Origin of the sequence: Micromonospora foliorum (genome assembly GCF_022229015.1) — a bacterium.
GTDB classification, from domain to species: Bacteria; Actinomycetota; Actinomycetes; order Mycobacteriales; family Micromonosporaceae; genus Micromonospora; species Micromonospora foliorum.
In genome coordinates this window covers 1-19,957 of the sequence record NZ_JAKKFF010000413.1, presented here as the reverse complement: position 1 = coordinate 19,957, position 19,957 = coordinate 1, and the positions used below count along the sequence as shown (strand labels likewise).

Genomic DNA, 19,957 nt, shown 5'->3' with positions numbered 1-19,957 from the left:
CAGCCTTCTGGCCGGCGTGGTCGCCGCGCTCAGCGCGAACGACCACTGGGCCCACGAGCAGGCGCAGCGCACCGGTTGGGCGACCGTGGTGGCGATCGGCACGGCGGTGAGCGGGCTGGCCTTCGCCGCTGGTCTGCTACGGCTGCCCGGGGTGGCGGCCACCGCGGCGGGAACGGCCCGGCTCGCCCTGGACGGGTTGGTCATGGCGGCGGCGCTGTGGTTCGTCGGTTGGGTGCTCTTCTCCGAGCCCACCCGGTTGCTCGGCGCTGCCACCCCGATGGCCCGCCCGGCGATCCTGGTGGCCACGGTGAGCGCCGCGCTCGGTGCCGGGCTCGCCGTGATCGTCGTCTTCCGGGCCGCCACGCCACGTCGACGGCTCGCCGCCCTGGGCGCCGGCATCAGTGCGGTGAGCTGCGGCGGGCTGGGTCTCAGCGCCGGGCTCTGTCAGGCCGGGCCGAGCATGGCGCTGACCGGTGCGGCGGTGCTCGCCGCCGGCCTGCTGACCGTCGCGCTCGCGGTTCACCGGGCCGACCGGCCGGGGCAGGTCGACCTGGACCTGGTCGGTCGCGACGGCGAGTACGCCATCGCGCCGATGCTGGCGATGGCCGCCTCGGCGATGTACCACCTCGCCCAGGAGGGCCGATTCACCGCGGCGGGCATCGTGGCCGGCAGCGTGGAGGGTTTCGCCCTGGTGGCACGGCAGTACCTCACCCTTCGCGACGTCCGGGGGTACGCGGGCCGCCTGGCCGAACGGGAGGCGCACTTCCGTGAGCTGGCGCACACCGATCCGCTGACGTCGTTGGCCAACCGGCGCGGGCTGCTCCGCGCGCTGCACCAGAACGCCGCGGACCACAACCCGTGTGTGCTGCTCGGGCTCGACCTGGACGGCTTCAAGAACGTCAACGACATGCGGGGCCACGACGTGGGCGACGCCGTGCTGGCCGAGGTGGGCCGGCGGCTGCGCGGCAACCTGCGCCCCGGCGACGTGGCGGCCCGGCTGGGTGGCGACGAGTTCGCCGTACTCATGCAGGGCCGGCCGGTCGAGGCGGACCGGGTCGCCGAACGGCTCCTCGGGGTGCTCAACCGGCCGTACGACCAGCCGGAGGGGCCGGTCTTCCTGTCGGTGAGCATCGGGGTGGCCGACTGGGCCGACGAGCCGGACGTGGAGCTGCTGCTGCGCCACGCCGACCTGGCGCTGCGCTACGCCAAGCAGCGCGGCAAGAACCGGATCGAGCGGTACGACGCCGCGTACGACAAGCTGCTGCGCCGCCGGACGACCGTGGAGCACGAGCTGCGCGGGGCCATCGACCGCGACGAGCTGCGGTTGGCCTTCCAGCCGGTGGCGTCGCTGCCGTCGGTGCGGCCGGTCGGTGCCGAGGCGCTGCTCCGGTGGCACCATCCTGAGCTGGGCAACGTCCGTCCGGACGAGTTCATCCCGCTCGCCGAGGAGTGCGGCATGATCGCCCCGCTCGGCGCCTGGGTGCTCCACCAGGCCTGCTACCAGCTCTCCCGGTGGCTGGCGGACGGGCACGACGTCTGGGTGTCGGTGAACGTCTCCCCCCGCGAGCTGCACGCCCCGGAGTACGTGGTCCAGGTCGCCGAGGCGCTGCGCGCCCACCACGTGCCGCCGCAGCGGCTGGTGCTGGAGGTCACCGAGCACGCGGTCGCCACCGACCTGGACGAGCTGATCCGGCGGCTCACCGCGCTGCGGTTGACCGGTGTCCGGATCGCGCTGGACGACTTCGGGGCCGGCTACTCGTCGCTGGGGCAGCTGCGCCGACTGCCGATCGACATCCTCAAGATCGACCACAGTCTTGTCGCCGAGCACGAGCCGGTCCGCCCGGTCGACCAGGACGGCCCGGCGTTCGCCCCGATGGTCGACATCGTGATGCGACTGGGCCACCAGTTGGGGCTGGAGGTGATCGCCGAGGGGGTGACCACCCCGACCGAGTTGGCCGCGGTGGTGGCCGCCGGTTGCCGGTTCGGCCAGGGCGCGCTCTTCGGCTGGGGGGTGCCGGCCGAGCACCTGGAGGCGATGCTGGAGGCGGCCACGTCCCCGGGTGCGCGTCCCGCTCCGGTGCCCGCGCCACGGCGCGCTCCGGGCGGGTCCGGGCAGCTCACCCCGCCCGCCGATGGCGCGTCGCCGACCGACGCGCCGACCTCCGTTAACCAACATGTGGGATCAGTTGACTCATCGCGTGAGATGCGTCAGGCTTAGCCGCATGTCGTCGTACCGGTCGCTGCGAGTACTTACCTGAGCGCACTCTCCCTCATTGAGAGTGCGCTGGCCCCGTGCATCTGCACGAGGGCCGTTTTTATTGCCATCGGAACCTGGCGAGGCGGGCCCCGCCCGCGTCGCATCGCTTGACTAGCCACCAGCCACTCCAGCCGAAGGCCAGAACCGCCATGACGAGACCCACGCCCGAGACCCTCGCCCACACCGCCCGCCGGGCCCGCGCGGCCGCCGACCCGACCGTCGACGTCGACCAGGCCGCCACGCGCACGGCCACCCCGGCCGTCCCGGCGGTACGGCCCACCGCCGCGACCCCGATCTCCGGGGCCAGCTCGCTCGTGCGGTCCCTTGAGGCGCTCGAGGTCGACGTCGTCTTCGGCATTCCGGGCGGCGCGATCCTGCCGGCGTACGACCCGCTCTACGACTCGACGGTCCGGCACATCCTGGTGCGGCACGAGCAGGGCGCGGGGCACGCGGCGACCGGCTACGCGCAGGCCACCGGCAAGGTCGGCGTCTGCATCGCCACCTCCGGGCCGGGCGCGACGAACCTGGTCACCCCGATCGCGGACGCGTACATGGACTCGGTGGCGATGGTGGCGATCACCGGGCAGGTGGCCAGCCCGTTGATCGGCACCGACGGCTTCCAGGAAGCAGACATCCAGGGCATCACCCTGCCGATCACCAAGCACAACTTCCTCGTGCAGAACGCCGAGGAGATCCCCCGGGTGCTGGCCGAGGCGTTCCACCTGGCCAGCAGCGGGCGACCCGGCCCGGTGCTTGTCGACATCCCCAAGGACGTGCTCCAGGCGTCGACCACCTTCTCCTGGCCGCCCACCCTGGACCTGCCCGGCTACCGGCCCACCCTGCACCCGCACGGCAAGCAGATCCGGGAGGCGGCGCGGCTGATGGCCGCGGCCCGACGGCCGGTGCTCTACGTGGGCGGCGGGGTGCTCAAGGCCGGTGCCACCGACGGGCTGCGCCGGCTGGCCGAGCTGACCGGCATCCCGGTCGTCACCACGCTGATGGCGCTCGGCGCGTTCCCCGACTCGCACCAGCAGCACCTCGGGATGCCCGGCATGCACGGCACGGTCGCCGCGGTCTACGGCCTGCAGAAGGCGGATCTGATCATCGCGCTGGGTGCCCGATTCGACGACCGGGTCACCGGCAAGCTGGACTCGTTCGCCCCGGACGCGGCAGTGGTGCACGCGGACATCGACCCCGCCGAGATCGGCAAGAACCGGCACGTGGACGTGCCGATCGTCGGCGACGCCAAGCACGTCATCGACGAGCTGATCACCGCGGTCACCGCCGAGCGGTCGACGGGGCGCACCACCGACCTCGGTGACTGGTGGACGCAGCTGGACGACCTGCGCAACCGTTACCCGCTGGGCTACGACGAGCCGGTCGACGGAACCCTGTCCCCGCAGTACGTGATCAAGCGGCTGGGCGAGATCGTCGGCCCGGACGCGATCTTCGTGGCCGGGGTGGGCCAGCACCAGATGTGGGCGTCGCAGTTCATCTCGTACGAGAAGCCGTACACCTGGTTGAATTCCGGCGGCCTCGGCACGATGGGTTACGCGGTGCCGGCGGCGATGGGCGCCAAGGTCGGCAAGCCGGACACGGTGGTCTGGGCGGTGGACGGGGACGGCTGCTTCCAGATGACCAACCAGGAGTTGGCCACCTGCGCGTTGGAGGGCATCCCGGTCAAGATCGCCGTCATCAACAACGGCAATCTCGGCATGGTCCGACAGTGGCAGACGCTCTTCTACAACGAGCGCTACTCCAACACCGAGCTCGGCACCCACAAGCACCGCATCCCGGACTTCGTCAAGCTCGCCGAGGCCCTGGGCTGTGTCGGGCTGCGCTGCGAGAGCGCGGATGACGTGGACAAGACCATCGCCGCTGCCATGGAGATCAACGACGCGCCCGTGGTGATCGACTTCGTGGTCGGCAAGGACGCGATGGTCTGGCCGATGGTCGCCGCCGGCACCAGCAACGACGAGATCATGTTCGCCCGTGGCGTCCGCCCGGTCTTCGACGAGGATGACATTTAATGACGATGCACACTCTGTCCGTGCTGGTGGAGAACAAGCCGGGCGTGCTCGCCCGGGTCTCCGGCCTGTTCTCCCGGCGCGGGTTCAACATCGACAGCCTCGCCGTGGGCGAGACCGAGAACCCGGACGTCTCCCGGATCACCATCGTGGTAAACGCGGAGTCGTCCCCGCTGGAGCAGGTCACCAAGCAGCTGAACAAGCTGGTCAACGTGCTCAAGATCGTTGAGCTGGATCCCCAGGTGTCGGTCGCCCGGGAACTGCTGCTGGTGAAGGTTCGCGCCGACCGGTCCGCACGGTCGCAGGTGCTGGAGACCGTCAACCTGTTCCGCGCCCGGGTGGTCGACGTCGCACCGGACACGCTGACCATCGAGGCCACCGGCACCCCGGACAAGCTCGACGCGCTCCTGCGCGACCTCGAGGCCTTCGGCATCAAGGAAATGGTCCAGTCCGGGCTGGTGGCCATCGGGCGCGGCTCGCGTTCGATCACCGCCGGTCCCGCGCTGCGAGCCGCCTGACCCGCCGCCGGCCGGTCCTCGGCCGGCCGTCCCGGAATTCATCCGCACAGACCACGACGGGCCGCCCCGGCCGTCGTACGAAAGGGAAGTTCTCATGAGCGTTGAGGTGTACTACGACGACGATGCCGACCTCGGCCTGATCCAGGCCAAGAAGGTTGCGGTGATCGGTTACGGCAGCCAGGGCCACGCCCACGCGCTGTCGCTGCGTGACTCCGGCGTCGACGTGGTGATCGGTCTGCCGGAGGGCTCGAAGAGCCGTCCCAAGGCTGAGGAGCAGGGCCTGCGGGTGGTCACGCCGGCGCAGGCCGCCGCCGAGGCCGATGTGATCATGGTGCTCGCACCGGACACCGCCCAGCGCGGGATCTACGCGGAGTCGATCGCCCCGCACCTCGCCCCCGGCAAGGCGATCTTCTTCGGCCACGGCTTCAACATCCGGTACGGCCTGATCAAGCCGCCGGCCGAGGTGGACGTGGCGATGGTCGCGCCCAAGGGCCCCGGCCACCTGGTTCGCCGCCAGTACAGCGACGGCAAGGGCGTGCCCTGTCTCGTCGCCGTCGAGCAGGACGCCAGCGGCAACGCGCTCGCGCTCGCCCTCGCGTACGCCAAGGGGATCGGCGGCACCCGGGCCGGCGCGATCAAGACCACCTTCACCGAGGAGACCGAGACCGACCTCTTCGGCGAGCAGGCGGTGCTCTGCGGCGGCGCCTCGGCGCTGGTGCAGACCGGTTTCGAGGTGCTCACCGAGGCGGGCTACGCCCCGGAGGTCGCCTACTTCGAGTGCCTGCACGAGCTGAAGCTGATCGTCGACCTCATGTACGAGGGCGGCATCGCGAAGATGCGCTACAGCATCTCCGACACCGCCGAGTACGGCGACCTCTCCCGTGGCTCGCGCATCATCGACTCCCGGGTCAAGGACGAGATGCGCAAGATCCTGGGTGAGATCCAGTCCGGCGAGTTCGCCCGCGAGTGGGTCGCCGAGGACGAGGCCGGCCGGCCCAACTTCACCAAGTGGCAGGCCGAGGGTGCGGCGCACCCGATCGAGGAGACCGGCAAGAAGCTGCGCGGCATGATGAGCTGGGTGGACCGCCCGATCACCGAGACCGCCTGACCGTCCGGCTCGGCCGGACGACGATCTACCGACAGCCCCTGGGCTGGCGCTCTCCCCAGCGCCGCCCCGGGGCTGCCCGGCATGCTGCCGCCCGTCGATGCGTCGGGCGGCAGTGTTCGTGCGCCACGACTCCGCTGTGGTGAGCGGGTGACCGACGCCACCCGGGGTTCAGCATGGTCGCAGCGACCGTGTCGGTGCGGTGAACGGCCGATGTCCATCGCTCGACCGGGCGTGTGAGGGCCCTCACCCCGAAGACCGGAACACGCCGACCAGCGCGGCCCCTACGATCGCCTGTAGGTGCAGCAGCCGGCACCTGACGGCCACGGCACGGATCAGCGCAGGGCGCAGTGCGGCGCCCCGCCGCCCGGGCCGATCGCAAACACGACCTCTACGAGGACCGATGAATCCTGTCGTACTGATCGCCGAAGAACTCGCCCCCGCCGCCATCGAGGTGCTCGCCCACGACTTCGACGTCCGTCACGTCGACGGCACCGACCGTCCGGCCCTGCTCTCGGCGCTCTCCGAGGCCGACGCCGTCATCGTGCGCAGCGCGACCCAGATCGACGCCGAGGCGGTCGCCGCGGCGCCGCGACTCAAGGTGGTCGCCCGGGCCGGCGTCGGGCTGGACAACGTCGAGGTGCCGGCCGCCACCGCGCGGGGCGTCATGGTCGTCAACGCGCCCACCTCCAACATCGTCTCCGCCGCCGAGCAGGCCGTCGCGCTGCTGCTCGCCGTCGCCCGCAACACCGCGAGCGCCAGTTCCGCGCTCAAGGCGGGGGAGTGGAAGCGGTCGAAGTACACCGGCGTCGAGGTGCAGGGCAAGACGGTCGGTGTGGTCGGGCTCGGTCGTATCGGGGTGCTCTTCGCGCAGCGCATCGCCGCGTTCGGCACCCGGCTGATCGCGTACGACCCGTACATCCAGCCGGCCCGTGCGGCGCAGCTCGGCGTCCGCCTGGTGGGGCTGGAGGAGCTGCTGCGGGAGAGCGACTTCATCTCCATCCACCTGCCCAAGACGCCGGAGACGGTGGGCCTGATCGGTGAGAAGGAGCTGGCGATCGTCAAGCCCGGCGTTCGCATCGTCAACGCCGCCCGGGGCGGGCTGGTCGACGAGCAGGCGCTCGCGGACGCCATCGCCGAGGGTCGGGTCGCCGGCGCCGGCGTCGACGTGTACAGCAAGGAGCCGTGCACCTCGTCGCCGTTGTTCGCCTTCGACAACGTGGTGGCCACCCCGCACCTGGGCGCCTCCACCCACGAGGCGCAGGACAAGGCCGGTCTGGCCGTGGCCAAGAGCGTCAAGCTGGCGTTGCAGGGCGAGTTCGTCCCGGACGCGGTAAACGTGCAGGCCGGCGGTGTGGTCGCCGAGGACGTTCGGCCGCTGCTGCCGCTGGCGGAGAAGCTCGGTCGGGCGTTCACCGCGGTCGCCGGTGGGGTCGCCGCCAGCGTCACGGTCGAGGTCCGCGGTGAGATTGTCAGCCACGACGTGTCGGTGCTCAAGCTCGCCGCCACCAAGGGCCTGTTCAGCTCCGTGGTCGAGGAGCAGGTCACCTACGTCAACGCCCCGCACCTGGCCGCCGAGCGTGGCGTCGAGGTCACCCTGGCCACCCTGGCCGAGACGGCCGAGCAGCCGACGCTTGTCACGGTGCGCGGCGCGCTCCCGGACGGCCGGACTGTCAGTGTCTCCGGCACGGTCACCCACTCCGGCGCCCGGGACGTCCTGAAGCTGACCGAGGTGGACGGCTTCGACGTGGAGATCGGCGCGGAGGGCATCCTGCTCTTCCTGCGCTACGCGGACCGCCCCGGTGTGGTCGGCACGGTCGGTACCCTGCTCGGCGAGTCGGGCATCAACATCGCCGCCATGCAGGTCGCCCGTCGGGAGGCGGGCGGCGAGACGCTGATGACGCTCACCGTCGACCAGGCGCTCGGCGCCGACCTGCTCACCTCGGCCGCCGAGTCGATCGGCGCCACGGCGGCCAGCGCCGCCGACCTGCGCGACGAGTAGTAGACGACAAGCACCATGGGGGGCCTGGCGATTCGCCGGGCCCCTCGTCATTTCCCGTCCGTGCCCCGGGTCGGGTCAGCCGGGCAGCCGCGCCGGGGGCGGATAGACCGAGCCGTCCTGCGGGTCAAAGAGCATCAGCCCGTGCTCGCCGGCCAGCCGTTCGATGTCCAGTAGCACCTGGTCCGCGCAGGTCGGGTGCAGGTTCAGCTCGACGTGGTCGTGGGCCGCGTGCAGCGGCGCCACCGCCCACGGGCTGTTCGGGCCGGGGTGACGGTCCGGATAGGAGGCGGTGATCGCCCGGTAGAAGCTGACCACCCGTGGGTCGGGGTAGCGGTCCACGTGCCGACCCTGCCGGCAACCGTTGACCGCTGTCCGCACGTCCTCGGGCGTCGCCCCGTCCTCCAGGGCCCACACGCTCAGATCGAAACTCACGGCGGATAGCGTGCCATCCGCCGTTCACCATGTCGAAACTGCCTCGCCGCCGGTCAACCACGGATCACCGCAGCCTCCGGTGGCGACGGTCCGGTGTGGAGACTCTTGCGTCGAGTTGCGTCGATTCGCTAGCGTACGCACTGCGGTCACTGGCCGAGTTCGAGGCGCCGGCCCGTCTTCGGGTGGCGCGGTCGACGTCCGGCCCGACCGGTCCGCACCCCTCGGTTGTGCGAGCCACGCGCACTCGTCGCTGACCGGCCCCCACGGTCGTTGCCGAGACCGTGGGGGCCGATCGCGGGCCGACCAGCTCAGCGGCGGTGTGCGAAGAGCGCGCGATAGTCGGAGTTGCCCCGGAACCACGCCAGGCCGGTGGGGCCTGCGGCGTAGAGCGCGGTGGCGTAGGCGTCGGCGATCGTCAGGTCGGGGCCCACCACGGTGGCGGCGACGAGATGATCGGCCGGCTCGCCGGTGTGCGGGTCCACCACGTGTCCCTGCCGCCCGGTCACCCCGGAGGTGCCGATCGCGCCGGCGGTCATCTCCAGCACCAGGGGAGCGCGCTCGGGTGCGGTCGGGTGGTGCACCGCGACCCGCCAGGGCCCGCCGTGTGGCGCGCGGCCCCGGACGACGAGGTCAGCGCCGGCGAGTACGGCGTAGTCGTGGATGCCGGCGGCGCGCAGCCGCTCTGCGGCGCGTTCCACCGCCCAACCGCCGAGCAGGCCGCCCGGGTCGAAGCCGCCGAGCACCGCCCAGGCGTCGAACCACCCGTCGGTGGCCGCGCGCATCGCCGCGCAGCGGTCCACCAGATCGGCGAGCGGGGGGTACGAGTCCGGGCTGATCTCGCCCCGACGCAGCCGGGAGACCAGGCTCTCCGGTCGGTTGGGGCCGTAGGTGAGGTCGATGGCGCGCAGCTCGGCGACGCTGTCCCGCAGCGCCTCGCCCACGCCCCGGCGGCCGAGCCACTCGGGGGCGTTGAGCAGCAGGGTGTACTCGGCGGTCGCGGTGCGTACGGTGTGCTGCACCGCGATCCGGCCCTCGGTGGCGGCGGCCGGGTCGATCCGGTTCCGACGGCTGCCGAGTCGAAGGTCCGGCCGGCGGTTGCGGAACGCGGACGGGTCCGGCCAGCGGGTCCGTGGCTGCTCGTCGATGCGCATCGCATCTGCCCCCTCGCACGTGGCGCCGCGTCATCGCGACCCCGGTGGTCAGCGGGCCCCCGCGACCCACTGATCACCACGGTAGGCAGCGAAGATGACCACCCCATGAGTCCCAGCTGAGAGAGACCTGTGCATTCCCGCGTCCCAAATGGTGGACGCAGCGTACCGGGAGGCGGGACGGCGACGTACCGTTGCCCGAACGGAACCGTTGAGCAGAGGAGTGCGGTCGTGGCGCGGATCGCGGTGGTGGCCGGAGACGGCATCGGGCCCGAGGTGGTCGCGCAGGCCCGCAAGGTCCTCGACGCGGTGCTGCCCGACGTGCAGGCCACCGAGTACGACCTCGGTGCCGCCCGCTGGCACCGTACCGGAGAGGTGCTGCCCGACTCGGTGCTGGCCGAGCTGGCCGGGCACGACGCGATCCTGCTCGGCGCGGTCGGTGACCCGACGGTTCCGCCGGGTGTGCTGGAGCGGGGGCTGCTGCTCAAGCTCCGTTTCGCCTTCGACCAGTACGTCAACCTGCGCCCGTCCCGGCTCTGGCCCGGGGTCGCCGGCCCGCTGGGCAACGTGAAGCCGGGCGAGGTCGACCTCGTGGTGGTGCGCGAGGGCACCGAGGGGCTCTACGCCGGTGCCGGTGGTTCCCTGCACCGGGACACCCCGGCCGAGGTCGCCACCGAGGAGAGCCTGAACACCCGGCACGGCGTGGAGCGGGTGATCCGCGACGCGTTCGCCCGCGCCGGCCGCCGGGAGCGGCGCAAGGTCACCCTCGTGCACAAGACCAACGTGCTCACCCACGCCGGGTCGCTCTGGGCGCGCACGTTCGACGCGGTCGCCGCCGAGCACCCCGACGTCGCCACCGAGTACCAGCACGTCGACGCGGCGGCCATGTTCCTGGTCACCCAGCCGCAGCGCTACGACGTGGTGGTCACCGACAACCTCTTCGGCGACATCCTCACCGACATCGCCGCGGCCGTCACCGGCGGCATCGGGCTGGCCGCCAGCGGCTGCATCAACCCCGAGGGGGCGTACCCCTCGATGTTCGAGCCGGTGCACGGCTCGGCGCCGGACATCGCCGGGCAGGGCGTCGCCGACCCGGTCGCCGCGGTGCTCTCCGCCGCGTTGCTGCTGGAGCAGCTCGGGCACGGCGAGTCCGCCGCACGGGTCAACGCGGCGGTCGCCGCCGAGCTGGCCAGCCGGGTCCCGGGCGTGACGCTGCGTACCGAAGAGGTCGGCGACCGGCTCGCCGCCCACGCCGTAGCCTGACCACCCCGGCCCGAGTGGCGACCGGCCCGAGGGTCGGTCTGCCCGGGCAGTCCGTCCCGCCCGACCGGCGCTACCCGCTGAACGACCGTTCGGGGTAAGTTTCTGGCACAGCCATGTCGGTGTGCGGTCCCGCATGCCGTTGTCCCGCAGGGAGGTCAGCGCGATGAGCGGTGGTGACAAGCTCGACTTCGAGATCCGTCCGAATGCCGCGCCGGTATCCGCCGCCGACCGGGCCGCCCTGCTGGCAAACCCCGGGTTCGGCCGCGTCTTCACCGACCACATGGTCACTGTCCGCTACGCCGACGGCAAGGGCTGGTACGACGCCCGGGTGGAGGCCCGTGGTCCGATCCCGATGGACCCGGCCAGCGCGGTGCTGCACTACGCGCAGGAGATCTTCGAGGGGCTCAAGGCGTACCGCACGGCCGACGGTGGCGTGACGATGTTCCGGCCGGACGCCAACGCGGCCCGCTTCGCCACCTCCGCGCAGCGGATGGCGATGCCGGTGCTGCCGCCGGAGGTGTTCGTCGACTCGCTGCACAAGCTCATAGAGATCGACCGGGAGTGGATCCCCACCGGCGAGGACGGCAGCCTCTACCTGCGGCCGTTCATGTTCGCCAGCGAGGTCTTCCTCGGCGTCCGCCCGGCCAACGAATACCTCTACCTGGTGATCGCCTCACCGGCCGGGGCGTACTTCACCGGTGGCGTCAAGCCGGTCACCGTCTGGGTCTCTCCGGACTACACCCGGGCCGCGCCCGGCGGCACCGGCGCGGCCAAGTGCGGCGGCAACTACGCCGCGTCCTTGGCGGCCCAGGCCGAGGCCATCGAGGCCGGCTGTGACCAGGTGGTCTTCCTCGACGCGGTGGAGCGCCGGTTCGTCGACGAGATGGGCGGCATGAACGTCTTCTTCGTCTACGACGACGGCACGGTGGTCACCCCACCGTTGACCGGCACGATCCTGCCGGGCATCACCCGCGACGCCATCCTCACGCTGGCCGGCGCGGCCGGGCACCAGGTCGAGGAGCGGCCGGTCAGCTTCGCCGACTGGCAGGCCGACGCCGTCAGCGGTCGCCTCCGGGAGGTGTTCGCCTGCGGCACCGCCGCGGTGGTCACCCCGGTCGGTGGGGTCCGCTTCCCGGACGGCGAGTTCCTGATCGGTGGTGGCAAGCCCGGCCGGGTCACCATGGCCCTGCGTCAACAGTTGGTCGACATCCAGCGGGGCAAGGCGGCCGACCCGCACGGCTGGGTGCAGCGGGTCTTCTGACCTCCGTCGCTGTGCCGGCCCGTCCACCCGGACGGGCCGGCGCAGCCGGCTACCCGTCTGAGGGCTTCGCCGTGCCGGGCTCGTCGAGCAGGTGGTCGCGGAGCGCGGCGAGCTGCTCGTCGGTCACCCCGGCGTGGCGCAGGTACGCCTCGACCGAGCCGTGCCCCGCGCGCAGCTCGTCCAGGAAGATCTGCATCGCCTCGGCGGGGGAGCTCAGGAACGGCGCCGGCACGTCCACGCCGCCCGGGGCGACGGAGGCCAACCAGGCGCTGTACCGGGCCGACGCCACACTGCTCAACGCGTAGTCCGCGGTGATGTCCGCGTCGTCGACGCCGAGCACGGCGAGGGTCAACGCGCAGACGATGCCGGTGCGGTCCTTGCCGGCGACGCAGTGCACCACCACCGGGGCGTTGGCGGAGTCGGCGATCAGCCCGACCGCCTCGGCCAGCCCGGCGGTGCCGGTCTGGGCCAGGTCGGCGTACCGGTCGGCGAGGTATCGGGCCAGGCTCGCGCCCTCCTCGTGCGGCGTGCCCGCCCAGTCGTCGTGCTCCGGGTGGATGTGCCGGTAGGTCAGCCCCTGGTACGCCGGCACCCGGCCGTCCCGCTCCACCTCGGTGGGGCGGCGCAGGTCGATGACGGTGCGGATCCCGATCGCGGCGAACGCGTCCTGGTCCTGCTCGGTGAGGCGGTGCAGCGAGTCGGAGCGGTAGAGCCGGCCCCGGCGTACGGATCGGTCGTCCTGGCCGACGTAGCCACCGACGTCACGGAAGTTGAAAGTGGCCGGGAGCGAGAGCTGGGGGTTGTCCTCGGTGGTGTCCACGTTCACACGGTAACGGCCGGTGGGACAGCGCCCCACCGGCCGTCGGGTCGAACAGTCACCGTGCCGTGCCGGGCGGGAGCGCGCCGTACGTCTCGTCGTAGTAGCCACCCAGTTGATCCCGGTAGCTCGGGTCGCTGTGGCTGGTCTCGTCGTACTCCGGGGCGGCCTTGATCTGGTCCCGGGTCCGGTCGACGGAGACGGTGCGCTGGTCGTGGTCGACCTGGTTGACGGTGCCGGCCGGCAGCATCACCTTCTTGCCGAAGACCCAGGGCCCGGTGTCCACGACCAGGTAGCTGCCACCCACCTCGTGGCTGGCGCTGTCGATCTTGCCGATGCCGCCGTCGGTGGCCTCGACCTTGTAACCGACCAGGTCGGCGTCGGCCACCCCGGCCTGGTCCCGGTAGCGCCAGGGGTCGAACGTGCCGGCCGGCGCGCCGCCGGGCACCGTGCCCTGGTCGCCGCCGCGCAGCGGGTCCGCCCCGGCGTGGGTGGCGTGCGGATCGATCCTGTCCATGCCGTTCACTCCTGACTGTCACCGATCAGCTCATGTCTCCGCAGGAGCTACCCGGCCCTCGGGGCCCGGAAACGGCGAGAGGCCGCAGTGCGGCACCGGCCCGTCGGGGCGTACCTGCTCAGGCCAGTGCGGCCTCGGCGTCCAGGGTGACCGCCGCGGCGTGCACCACGGCGGAGATCCGCAGGGCCTCGTGCAGTTGCTCCCGGGTGAAACCGCTGCCGCGCAGCTTCTTCTCGTGCAACTCCAGGCACACCCCGCAGCCGGTGATGGCCGACACGGCGAGGCACCAGAGCTCGAAGTCGCGCTTGTCCACTCCCGGCCTCGCGATGATCCGCATCCGCAGTCGGGCCGGCATCGAGGCGTACCCCTCGTCGCCGATGAGGTGCTTGGCCCGGTAGTAGATGTTGTTCATCGCCATGATCGCCGCTGCGCCCTTGGCCGCCTCGACACCCTCCGGCCCGAGGTGCCCGAGCGCCTCGGCCGCGATCTCCCGCAGCACCACCGGGTTACGGGCGGTCACCGCACAGGCCAGCGCCGTGCCCCAGGTCTGCGCCGGGGTCAACGCCGAGGTGCCGATGGTGGAGCCCAGGTTGAGCTCGATGTCCCTGGCGTACTCCGGCAGGGCCGCCCTGATCGCGTCCAGGCCCATGGTCAGACCCCGCCGGCGGCGAGGGTCTCGTCGGCGATCTCCGTCGGGCTGATGGAGGTGAAGTCCATCGGCCCGACGAAGACCACGCGCCACGTGCCCTCGTGGGACGGGTGGGTGATCGTCCTGGACGCGTTGGTGGCGCCCAGCGATACGCAGGCGGTGAGGCTGTGCTCAGGTAAGCGGTCACTGACGGTGAGCACAGGTCCTCCTTGCAGACGGCACGGTGGCCATCGTTGGATCCGTTCCCGATGCTTCCGCATGGCTGTCTCCGCCGATGGGTGGCCCGGGTGGCTTGTGAAGCCGATCACGAGCGGCGGTTCGGGCTGCAGGAACCCTCCGTGACTATCCCGCTATGTGGATTGTTCCTCCCATATTCAGGGGAGGGGTGGCAGAGTGGCGAACGTGACCAGCACCGTCCTGATTATTGCGACCTAGCGCGCCGGCTCTCCCCTCTGCCGAGCGCGCAGACCTCCCGCATCCGCGGGAGGTCTTTTTGTTGCTCCGAGAAAGGATCCTGATGACGTTCCAGGTCTTCGACACCACGTTGCGCGACGGCGCCCAGCGCGAGGGGCTCACCTACTCGGTGGTCGACAAGCTGGCGGTGGCGCGGCTGCTCGACGAGTTCGGCGTCGGCTTCATCGAGGGCGGCTGGCCGGGCGCGGTGCCCAAGGACACCGAGTTCTTCCGCCGCGCCCGCACCGAGCTGGACCTGCGGCACGCCGTACTCGTCGCGTTCGGCGCCACCCGCAAGGCCGGTGTCCCGGTCGCGGACGACCCCCAGGTGCGCGCCCTCCTGGACGCGCAGACCCCGGCGGTGGCCCTGGTCGCCAAGGCCGACACCCGGCACGTCGAGCGCGCGCTGCGTACCACCGGCGCGGAGAACCTGGCGATGATCCACGACACCGTCAGCCACCTCGTCCGCGAGGGCCGACGGGTCTTCGTCGACGGCGAACACTTCTTCGACGGCTACCGGCACGACCCCGCGTACGGCGCGGCCGTGGTGCAGACCGCGCTCGCCGCCGGCGCCGAGCGGATGGTGCTCTGCGACACCAACGGCGGCATGCTGCCGTCCCAGGTGGCCGCCGTGATCCGTGACCTGACCGACCGGCTGGGGATCGACGCCGGGCTGCTCGGCATGCACGCCCAGAACGACACCGCCTGCGCGGTGGCCAACACGATCGCCGCCGTGGAGGCGGGCGTCCGCCACGTGCAGGGCACCGCCAACGGGTACGGCGAACGCCCCGGCAACGCCGACATCTTCGCGGTCGTCGCCAACCTCGAACTCAAGCTCGGCATGCCCGTCCTACCGGAGGGCTGCCTGGCGCAGATGGTGCGGGTCTCGCACGCCATCGCCGAGATCGCCAACATCGCCCCCGACACCCACCAGGCGTACGCCGGGGCCGCTGCCTTCGCCCACAAGGCGGGGTTGCACGCGAGCGCGATCAAGGTCGACCCGTTGCTCTACAACCACGTGGACCCGTCGGTGGTGGGCAACGACATGCGGATCCTGATCACAGAGATGGCCGGTCGGGCCAGCGTCGAGCTCAAGAGTCGCGAGCTCGGCCTGGACCTGGCCGACAGTCCGGACGCCCTGACCCGGGTCACCAAGCGGGTCAAGGAGTTGGAGGCGGGTGGCTGGTCCTTCGAGGCCGCCGATGCCTCCTTCGAGCTGCTGGTCCGCTCCGAGTTGCCGGAGGGCAGCCCGGCCCGACCGTTCACCCTGGAGTCGTACCGGGTGTTGGTCGAGCACCGTGAGGACGGCGCGGTGGTCTCCGAGGCGACCGTCAAGATCCGGGTTCGCGGTGAGCGGGTGATCGCCACCGCCGAGGGCAACGGCCCGGTCAACGCCCTCGACGAGGCGCTGCGGGTGGGACTGGCGCGGCACTACCCGCAGCTGCGCGACTTCGAGTTGGCCGACTACAAGGTGCGCATCCTGGAGGGCAGCCACGGCACCGGCGCGGTCACCCGGGTCCTGTTGGAAACCTCCGACGGCAGCGGCCGGGACTGGACGACCGTTGGCGTCCACCCCAACGTCGTGGAGGCCAGCTGGCACGCTCTCGTGGACGCCCTCACCTACGGCCTGGCCCCCACCTCCGTCTAACTCGCCCCCGCCGCCCGGCCGCCCCGCCCCGCCGCCCCCACCCCCGCTGGCGTCGATCATGGAGTTGTGGTGGGGCACGTACCGGGCTGCGGTGCCCAAAACGCCCACCACAAGTCCATGATCGACCGGGGTGGGGTGGGGTGGGGCGGGGTGGGGTGGGGTGGGGTGGGTTAGGGGGTGGGGAGGGTGAGGGTGGCTTGGACGGGGCGGTGGTCGCTGCCGGGTAGGGCGAACACCCGTACCGAGCGGACCGCTATCCGGTGGTCGACCAGGACGTGGTCGATGGTGACGGGTGGGATGAGGTCGCCGTCGTACGGACCCCAGGTGCCGGTCAGGCCCTCTCCGGTGGCGTCGGCGGCGTCGACGTAGCCGGTGCGCAGCAGGGCCCGCAGGGGACTGTGGTCGAGGGTGGCGTTGAAGTCCCCGGCGAGGATCCGCAGGCCACCGTCCGGGGTGGCCGGTGGTTGGGCGGTCAGGTCGGCACGCCAGGCACCCACCTGGTCCAGCGCGTACGGCGCCGAGGGGTGGGCCGACTCGACCCGGACCGGGGGCCCGCCGGGGACGGCCACCGTCGCGTACGCCTGGGTGAAGCCCCAGCCGTCGAGGTTGTGCCGGACGCCGCCTTCGGTGATCGGCCACCGCGAGTAGAGCCCGGAGCCGGCGGTGCCGACCTCCGGGTTGAGCTGCCGGTGCGGCAGCAGGGTGGCGAGGCCGAGTTGATCCAGGGCGGCCTGCGCGTCCGGCGTGAACTCCTGCACGGTGAGCACGTCCACCTGGTGTCGCCGGACCAGCTCCACGAGCGTCCGCGCGTCGCCGGCGCCGGCGAGCAGGTTGGCGGTGAGCAGCCGCACGGTCGGTCCGGCCGCCGCCGGCTGCGGGCTGCCCAGCGCCCGAGGTGCGACGGTGCCGAGCAACGCCACCGCCGCCAGGGCCGCGAGCGCCGCCGGCCACCAGCGCCGCAGGGCGAGCGCGAGGGACAGGACCAGCACGCTGCCGCCCGCGACGTACGGCGTGAAGGCGAGCGCCTGCACCAACGGCCCCCGGTCCAGGCCGAGCAGTCGGGCAACCGCCCAGAGCGCGGTGGGTACGACGGCAAGCCAGCAGAGCACCGTGCCGAGCCGGGCGTTCCGGCGCGCGGGTGGAGCGTCGACGATCACGGCGATGATCCTAGTCGGGCGCGACGAAGCCATTTCATGAATGGTGGCGCGCTCACATTTCACAATTATCTGACGGCTGGTTGACAGCCCGGAAAAGCGAGATCAACTATTGACTGACGGCTTTTTCCGGTGCTACGTTCCATCTGGCTTAAACGACGCAACTCTGAGTAGTAACCCCAGCTCAGATGGGATGCGGATTGCTGAGAAATCAATCTAGCCGGGTGTGAGTGAGGCTGCTTTCCCCCGCCCAACTGTCGTCGTACGCCTATTTATTGGGCTGTCATCCGTCCCGCCCCGCGGGTCGGCCGAATTCGCACGGTCACACAAGGGGGACCTGTCATGAGCACATCCTTCCGACGTAAGGTGGCGGCGGTCACGTTCGCCGTCCTGGCGCTCAGTCTCGCCGGCGGGGGCATCGCTATCGCCCAGCCGTCGGCGAAGGCGCCGCGTGACGCGGCCCAGCCGGCGGCACGCGGCACGAACGCCCAGCCGCCGGTCAGCGCCGAGTCGGCGCGCATCGCGAAAGCCGCGCTGAAGGCGGGTGCGGCCACCACGCTGGTGGCCACCAACGTCTTCACCGTCGTCAACTCCAACGGCACCAAGGCGCGCGGCGGCGGCACCGTGGTCAAGTACGGCGTCGGCGAGTACGAGGTGATCTTCGGCCACACCGTCTCGGCCGGCGCATTCCTAGCCACCATCTCCCGGTCCGACTCCTGCTGCATCCCGCCAGGCGGAGAGGTCTCGGTCGCCCCGCGGATTCTGACACCCAACGCGGTCTTCGTGCAGACCCGCAACTCGGCCGGGGCGCCGGCCGACCGGGGCTTCACCCTGCTCACCCACACACCCTGACCGAACCGACACCCGGCCCCCGTCGCCTACGGCACGGGGGCCGGACTCTGTCCGCCCGGCGCGCACCGTCGGCCGGGCCCCAGCAGGGGTCGGGGCCCTCCTCGACCGGTTGATGCCGGTCGGGCGCTCACTGGCCGGTCACTCGCCGGTTGGGCGCTCCTCGGCGTACTCGCGATGGTCGTCACCCTTCCGCGCGGCTCATCCCCATTCCGGCCACTCCGGGCCGGTCCGGGCCGCACAATCCCACGTTTGCCGAGCGTGTGCCCGGGAAGCAAGCACCGTGACGGACATCTCGGACACCCTGGCCAGCCTGCCCAGCCCGGTCGATCCGGAGCCGACCGGCATCGAGCTGGAACAGACCCTCTTCGAGGTCAAACGCGTGATCGTCGGGCAGGATCGCCTCGTCGAACGCCTGCTCACCGCCCTGGTCGCCAACGGACACTGCCTCCTGGAGGGGGTACCCGGCGTGGCCAAGACACTGGCCGCGCAGACCCTCGCGACAGTGGTCGGCGGCACCTTCTCCCGGATCCAGTTCACCCCGGACCTGGTGCCCTCGGACATCGTCGGCACCCGGATCTACCGGGCGTCCAAGGAGACCTTCGACATCGAGCTGGGCCCGATCATGGCCAACCTGGTGCTGGCCGACGAGATCAACCGCGCCCCGGCCAAGGTGCAGTCGGCGCTGCTGGAGGCGATGGCCGAACGGCAGGTCTCGATCGGCGGACGCAGTTGGCCGGTCCCGGAGCCGTTCCTGGTGCTGGCCACCCAGAACCCCATCGAGTCCGAGGGGGTCTACCAGCTCCCGGAGGCGCAGCGGGACCGGTTCCTGATGAAGGTGGTGGTCGACTACCCCAGCGACGCCGACGAACTGGCCATCCTCTACCGGATGAGCACCGACCGGCCGACCCCGCGCCGGGTGCTCGACGCGCAACGGCTGCGGGACCTCCAGGTCCACGCCGAGCGGGTCTTCGTCCACCACGCGTTGGCCGAGTACGTGGTGCGGCTGATCCTCGCCACCCGCGACCCGGGCCGGTTCGGGCTGCCGGAGATCGCCCCGCTGTTGGCGTACGGGGCCAGCCCCCGGGCCACCCTGGGCCTGGTCGCGGCCGCCCGGGCGCAGGCCCTGCTGCGAGGGCGGGAGTACGTGCTGCCCGAGGACGTCCGGGAGTTGGCCGTCGACGTCCTCGCCCACCGGCTGGTGCTCTCCTTCGACGCGGTGGCCGACGGGGTGTCGGCCGAGAGCGTGGTGCGCCGACTCGTCGAGGCGGTGCCGCCGCCCCGGCTGGCCGCCGGACACCCGCAGCAGGCACCGGACCTGGCGGCGGCATGAGACGCGCGACCGCCGTACCCGCCGACCCCGGCCTCGCCGAACTGGCCCCGGACCAGCGCCTGCGCCGCCTGGAGCTGACCGTCACGCGCCGACTCAACGGCCTCCTGCACGGCCAGTACCGCGGTCTGCTGCCCGGTCCGGGCAGTGAACCGTCCGGCAGTCGCGAGTACCGGCCGGGCGAGGACGAGGTCCGCCGGATGGACTGGGCGGTGACGGCCCGGACCGCCGTGCCGCACGTCCGGCAGGTCGACGCCGACCGGGAGTTGACCACCTGGCTGCTCGTCGACGGCAGCGCCAGCATGGAGTTCGGCACCGCCGAGCTGGACAAACGGGAGCTGGCCGTGGCCGCCGTCGCGGCGGTCGGTTTCCTGACCGCGGGCGTCGGCAACCGTCTCGGCGCCCAGGTGCTGCGCGCCGACGGAGTACGCCGGTTTCCGGCCCGCAGCGGGCGTACCCATCTGCTCGCTCTGCTCCGCGCGCTGCTCGCCGCCCCGCGGGCCACCGCGCCCACCGACCGGCCGGGG

At 71.8% G+C, this 19,957-nt stretch carries 18 protein-coding genes; 11 read left to right on the top strand and 7 right to left on the bottom strand.

Going from position 1 to position 19,957, the window contains the following annotated elements; all coding sequences use genetic code 11:
• The 5 genes from PSH25_RS26165 to serA all read left to right on the top strand — a co-directional run.
• On the top strand, positions 1-2,218 hold a 2,218-nt coding region (locus PSH25_RS26165; protein ID WP_238661576.1), incomplete at its 5' end, for a putative bifunctional diguanylate cyclase/phosphodiesterase.
• Positions 2,219-2,406: 188 nt separating this feature from the next.
• Complete coding sequence (locus PSH25_RS26160; RefSeq protein ID WP_238661575.1) at positions 2,407-4,287, top strand: acetolactate synthase large subunit; 1,881 nt, start codon at positions 2,407-2,409, stop codon at positions 4,285-4,287.
• Positions 4,287-4,802, top strand: coding sequence for an acetolactate synthase small subunit (gene ilvN / locus PSH25_RS26155; RefSeq protein WP_088946549.1), 516 nt, complete (start codon positions 4,287-4,289; stop codon positions 4,800-4,802). The genes PSH25_RS26160 and ilvN overlap by 1 nt, the downstream gene beginning before the upstream one ends.
• 94 nt (positions 4,803-4,896) lie before the next feature.
• Positions 4,897-5,910 carry a ketol-acid reductoisomerase gene (gene ilvC, locus PSH25_RS26150; protein ID WP_112625850.1) on the top strand — a complete coding sequence of 338 codons (1,014 nt, stop codon included), beginning with the start codon at positions 4,897-4,899 and terminating at the stop codon, positions 5,908-5,910.
• Positions 5,911-6,310: 400 nt separating this feature from the next.
• Positions 6,311-7,909: a phosphoglycerate dehydrogenase gene (gene serA / locus PSH25_RS26145; protein ID WP_238661574.1), complete on the top strand. Its 1,599-nt coding sequence runs from the start codon at positions 6,311-6,313 to the stop codon at positions 7,907-7,909.
• A 75-nt stretch (positions 7,910-7,984) separates the two neighbouring features.
• Here serA and PSH25_RS26140 read toward each other — a convergent pair whose 3' ends face one another.
• The gene (locus PSH25_RS26140) at positions 7,985-8,341 is read right to left on the bottom strand and encodes a hypothetical protein (RefSeq protein WP_091393184.1); all 357 of its coding nucleotides are present in this window, start codon (positions 8,339-8,341) and stop codon (positions 7,985-7,987) included.
• Positions 8,342-8,649: 308 nt separating this feature from the next.
• Positions 8,650-9,492 carry an FAD:protein FMN transferase gene (locus tag PSH25_RS26135; RefSeq protein ID WP_238661573.1) on the bottom strand — a complete coding sequence of 281 codons (843 nt, stop codon included), beginning with the start codon at positions 9,490-9,492 and terminating at the stop codon, positions 8,650-8,652.
• Positions 9,493-9,720: 228 nt separating this feature from the next.
• Here PSH25_RS26135 and PSH25_RS26130 point away from each other — a divergent pair, with 228 nt between their 5' ends.
• Together PSH25_RS26130 and PSH25_RS26125 are read left to right on the top strand one after the other, a co-directional pair.
• A complete protein-coding gene (locus PSH25_RS26130; protein WP_238661572.1) occupies positions 9,721-10,752 on the top strand; it encodes a 3-isopropylmalate dehydrogenase in 1,032 nt (343 codons plus the stop codon).
• A gap of 163 nt (positions 10,753-10,915) precedes the next feature.
• Positions 10,916-12,013 (top strand): branched-chain amino acid aminotransferase, encoded by a 1,098-nt coding sequence (locus PSH25_RS26125; RefSeq protein WP_238661571.1) that lies wholly within the window; start codon positions 10,916-10,918, stop codon positions 12,011-12,013.
• 49 nt (positions 12,014-12,062) lie between these two features.
• Here PSH25_RS26125 and PSH25_RS26120 read toward each other — a convergent pair whose 3' ends face one another.
• The 4 genes from PSH25_RS26120 to PSH25_RS26105 form a co-directional block, all read right to left on the bottom strand.
• Positions 12,063-12,833, bottom strand: a complete 771-nt coding sequence (locus PSH25_RS26120) for a tyrosine-protein phosphatase (RefSeq protein ID WP_238661570.1) — start codon at positions 12,831-12,833, stop codon at positions 12,063-12,065.
• 55 nt (positions 12,834-12,888) lie between these two features.
• Positions 12,889-13,347: a PRC-barrel domain containing protein gene (locus PSH25_RS26115; RefSeq protein WP_238661569.1), complete on the bottom strand. Its 459-nt coding sequence runs from the start codon at positions 13,345-13,347 to the stop codon at positions 12,889-12,891.
• Positions 13,348-13,465: 118 nt separating this feature from the next.
• Complete coding sequence (gene ahpD / locus PSH25_RS26110; protein WP_238661568.1) at positions 13,466-13,996, bottom strand: alkylhydroperoxidase, AhpD family; 531 nt, start codon at positions 13,994-13,996, stop codon at positions 13,466-13,468.
• 2 nt (positions 13,997-13,998) lie between these two features.
• Entirely contained in the window at positions 13,999-14,196 is a 198-nt protein-coding gene (locus PSH25_RS26105; RefSeq protein WP_238661567.1) for a thioredoxin domain-containing protein, read from the bottom strand.
• Positions 14,197-14,513: 317 nt separating this feature from the next.
• Here PSH25_RS26105 and cimA point away from each other — a divergent pair, with 317 nt between their 5' ends.
• A complete protein-coding gene (cimA, locus tag PSH25_RS26100) occupies positions 14,514-16,097 on the top strand; it encodes a citramalate synthase (RefSeq protein ID WP_238661566.1) in 1,584 nt (527 codons plus the stop codon).
• A 170-nt stretch (positions 16,098-16,267) separates the two neighbouring features.
• On the opposite strand, the gene PSH25_RS26095 is transcribed toward cimA, so the two are convergent.
• Positions 16,268-17,251, bottom strand: coding sequence for an endonuclease/exonuclease/phosphatase family protein (locus PSH25_RS26095; RefSeq protein WP_372492852.1), 984 nt, complete (start codon positions 17,249-17,251; stop codon positions 16,268-16,270).
• 342 nt (positions 17,252-17,593) lie between these two features.
• Between PSH25_RS26095 and PSH25_RS26090 the strand changes: the two genes are divergently transcribed.
• The 3 genes from PSH25_RS26090 to PSH25_RS26080 all read left to right on the top strand — a co-directional run.
• Entirely contained in the window at positions 17,594-18,103 is a 510-nt protein-coding gene (locus PSH25_RS26090) for a hypothetical protein (RefSeq protein WP_238661565.1), read from the top strand.
• Positions 18,104-18,383: 280 nt separating this feature from the next.
• Complete coding sequence (locus PSH25_RS26085) at positions 18,384-19,433, top strand: AAA family ATPase (protein ID WP_238661564.1); 1,050 nt, start codon at positions 18,384-18,386, stop codon at positions 19,431-19,433.
• Positions 19,430-19,957, top strand: a 528-nt coding sequence (locus PSH25_RS26080) for a DUF58 domain-containing protein (RefSeq protein WP_238661563.1), incomplete at its 3' end; no start/stop codon positions are given. The genes PSH25_RS26085 and PSH25_RS26080, both read left to right, overlap by 4 nt.

What these genes read in the sequence shown, in the direction of transcription:
- PSH25_RS26160 (WP_238661575.1), top strand. Translation starts at nt 2,407, where the DNA reads ATGACGAGACCCACGCCCGAGACCCTCGCCCACACCGCCCGCCGGGCC.
- ilvN (WP_088946549.1), top strand. Translation starts at nt 4,287, where the DNA reads ATGACGATGCACACTCTGTCCGTGCTGGTGGAGAACAAGCCGGGCGTG.
- ilvC (WP_112625850.1), top strand. Translation starts at nt 4,897, where the DNA reads ATGAGCGTTGAGGTGTACTACGACGACGATGCCGACCTCGGCCTGATC.
- serA (WP_238661574.1), top strand. Translation starts at nt 6,311, where the DNA reads ATGAATCCTGTCGTACTGATCGCCGAAGAACTCGCCCCCGCCGCCATC.
- PSH25_RS26135 (WP_238661573.1), bottom strand. Translation starts at nt 9,492, where the DNA reads ATGCGCATCGACGAGCAGCCACGGACCCGCTGGCCGGACCCGTCCGCG.
- PSH25_RS26125 (WP_238661571.1), top strand. Translation starts at nt 10,916, where the DNA reads ATGAGCGGTGGTGACAAGCTCGACTTCGAGATCCGTCCGAATGCCGCG.
- PSH25_RS26115 (WP_238661569.1), bottom strand. Translation starts at nt 13,347, where the DNA reads ATGGACAGGATCGATCCGCACGCCACCCACGCCGGGGCGGACCCGCTG.
- ahpD (WP_238661568.1), bottom strand. Translation starts at nt 13,996, where the DNA reads ATGGGCCTGGACGCGATCAGGGCGGCCCTGCCGGAGTACGCCAGGGAC.
- cimA (WP_238661566.1), top strand. Translation starts at nt 14,514, where the DNA reads ATGACGTTCCAGGTCTTCGACACCACGTTGCGCGACGGCGCCCAGCGC.
- PSH25_RS26090 (WP_238661565.1), top strand. Translation starts at nt 17,594, where the DNA reads ATGAGCACATCCTTCCGACGTAAGGTGGCGGCGGTCACGTTCGCCGTC.